Here is a 3,014-nt window from a genome sequence, read left to right as displayed (position 1 = left end):
TTTCTAGATATCAAGATAAGGTATCTGACCTTCGAATACATAGGGGTTAGAAGCGAACCCGGGGAACTGAAACATCTAAGTACCCGGAGGAAAGGACATCAAACGAGACTCCGCTAGTAGTGGCGAGCGAACGCGGACCAGGCCAGTGGCTTTTGTGAGACAAGTGGAACACTCTGGAAAGGGTGGCTAAAGTGGGTGACAGCCCCGTACACGTAATGCGAACAAAAGTCCTTGAGTAGGGCGGGACACGTGAAATCCTGTCTGAACATGGGGAGACCACTCTCCAAGCCTAAGTACTCGTGCATGACCGATAGCGAACCAGTACCGTGAGGGAAAGGTGAAAAGCACCCCGACAAGGGGAGTGAAAGAGATCCTGAAACCGAATGCCTACAAACAGTTGGAGCCCAAGATTTGTTCTGGGTGACAGCGTACCTTTTGTATAATGGGTCAGCGACTTAGTGTGACGAGCAAGCTTAAACCGGTAGGTGTAGGCGCAGCGAAAGCGAGTCTGAACAGGGCGTTCAGTTCGTCGCATTAGACCCGAAACCAAGTGATCTAGCCATGAGCAGGTTGAAGGTAAGGTAACACTTACTGGAGGACCGAACCCGCATCTGTTGCAATAGATTGGGATGACTTGTGGCTAGGGGTGAAAGGCCAATCAAACTTGGAGATAGCTGGTTCTCCGCGAAATCTATTTAGGTAGAGCGTCGATTTTATACCTTCGGGGGTAGAGCACTGGATGGGCTAGGGGATCTCACCGATTTACCAAACCTAACCAAACTCCGAATACCGAAGAGTACTGATCGGCAGACACACGGCGGGTGCTAACGTCCGTCGTGAAGAGGGCAACAACCCTGACCACCATCTAAGGTCCCTAAGTTATGGCTAAGTGGGAAAGGATGTGAGGATCCCAAAACAACCAGGATGTTGGCTTAGAAGCAGCCATCATTTAAAGAAAGCGTAACAGCTCACTGGTCTAAATAAGGGTCTTTGCGCCGAAAATGTACCGGGGCTCAAGCCATACACCGAAGCTGTGGATTTGCTTAGCAATAAGCAAGTGGTAGCGGAGCGTTCTGTAAGCCGTTGAAGCCGGACCCGTGAGGGCTGGTGGAGGTATCAGAAGTGAGAATGCTGACATGAGTAACGATAAAGGGAGTGAGAGACTCCCTCGCCGAAAGTCCAAGGGTTCCTGCTTAAAGTTAATCTGAGCAGGGTTAGCCGGCCCCTAAGGCGAGGCCGAAAGGCGTAGTCGATGGGAACCACGTTAATATTCGTGGGCCTGCGGGTAGTGACGGATCGCGTAAATTGTTCCTCCTTATTGGATTGGAGGGGCTTTGAAGCGGTTCCAGGAAATAGCTCCCGCGTATAGACCGTACCCGAAACCGACACTGGTGGACTGGTAGAGAATACCAAGGCGCTTGAGAGAACTGCGTTGAAGGAACTCGGCAAATTGCACGCGTAACTTCGGAAGAAGCGTGACCCTTTTTGACGCAAGTCGAGGAGGGTGGCACAGACCAGGGGGTAGCGACTGTTTACCAAAAACACAGGGCTCTGCGAAGTCGCAAGACGACGTATAGGGTCTGACGCCTGCCCGGTGCTGGAAGGTTAAGAGGAGAGGTGCAAGCTTTGAATCGAAGCCCCAGTAAACGGCGGCCGTAACTATAACGGTCCTAAGGTAGCGAAATTCCTTGTCGGGTAAGTTCCGACCTGCACGAATGGCGTAACGACTTCCCCGCTGTCTCCAACGCAGACTCAGTGAAATTGAATTCCCCGTGAAGATGCGGGGTTCCTGCGGTTAGACGGAAAGACCCCGTGCACCTTTACTATAGCTTTACACTGGCATTCGTGTCGGCATGTGTAGGATAGGTGGTAGACTTTGAAGCGGAGGCGCCAGCCTTCGTGGAGTCATCCTTGAAATACCACCCTTACCTATATGGATGTCTAACCGCGGTCCGTTATCCGGATCCGGGACAGTGTATGGTGGGTAGTTTGACTGGGGCGGTCGCCTCCTAAAGAGTAACGGAGGCGCGCGATGGTGGGCTCAGACCGGTCGGAAATCGGTCGTCGAGTGCAATGGCATAAGCCCGCCTGACTGCGAGACTGACAAGTCGAGCAGAGACGAAAGTCGGTCATAGTGATCCGGTGGTCCCGTGTGGAAGGGCCATCGCTCAACGGATAAAAGGTACGCCGGGGATAACAGGCTGATGACCCCCAAGAGTCCATATCGACGGGGTTGTTTGGCACCTCGATGTCGACTCATCGCATCCTGGGGCTGGAGCAGGTCCCAAGGGTATGGCTGTTCGCCATTTAAAGCGGTACGTGAGTTGGGTTCAGAACGTCGTGAGACAGTTCGGTCCCTATCTGCCGTGGGTGTAGGAATATTGACAGGATCTGTCCCTAGTACGAGAGGACCGGGATGGACGTATCTCTGGTGGACCTGTTGTGGCGCCAGCCGCATAGCAGGGTAGCTATATACGGACGGGATAACCGCTGAAGGCATCTAAGCGGGAAACCCACCTGAAAACGAGTATTCCCTATCAGAGCCGTGGAAGACCACCACGTTGATAGGCCGGGTGTGGAAGTGCGGCAACGCATGAAGCTTACCGGTACTAATAGCTCGATTGGCTTGATCATTCTCATTACAAATATCCATCTTGATCCATTGAAAATGGATCAAATCCAAAGCGCTCACGCACGTACGGTCCGTCGGACCTGTGCTCCGCGAGGGCCTTCGGACGACCTAGCGGTCTACGGGGCGCCATGCCCTGAATACCAAACAAAAAACTCCAGCTTCTCATTTGTATCGCATGCAGCTTACATGAAAGTCTTCAACTTTTTGGGCGCATGCGTGATTGTTGCGCTTTGCTGACCTGGTGGTTACAGCGGGGTGGCCGCACCCGATCCCATTCCGAACTCGGCCGTGAAACGCCCCTGCGCCAATGGTACTTCGTCTCAAGACGCGGGAGAGTAGGTCGCTGCCAGGTCTGCCAAACGCAACAATCCATAGCTTCTCA

The 3,014-nt window shown here is 53.1% G+C and carries 2 rRNA genes; both read left to right on the top strand.

The annotated features are described in order from the left end of the window. A 23S ribosomal RNA gene (locus CU102_RS28150) occupies nt 1-2,634 on the top strand; the annotation flags it as partial. Nucleotides 2,635-2,869: 235 nt separating this feature from the next. Continuing rightward, a 5S ribosomal RNA gene (gene rrf, locus CU102_RS28145) occupies nt 2,870-2,984 on the top strand. The last annotated feature ends 30 nt before the right edge of the window (nt 2,985-3,014 follow it).

Origin of the sequence: Phyllobacterium brassicacearum (assembly GCF_003010955.1) — a bacterium.
GTDB lineage: Bacteria > Pseudomonadota > Alphaproteobacteria > Rhizobiales > Rhizobiaceae > Phyllobacterium > Phyllobacterium brassicacearum.
Note: the sequence above shows the minus strand (reverse complement) of the source record. Positions and strands in the feature narration are given on the sequence as shown.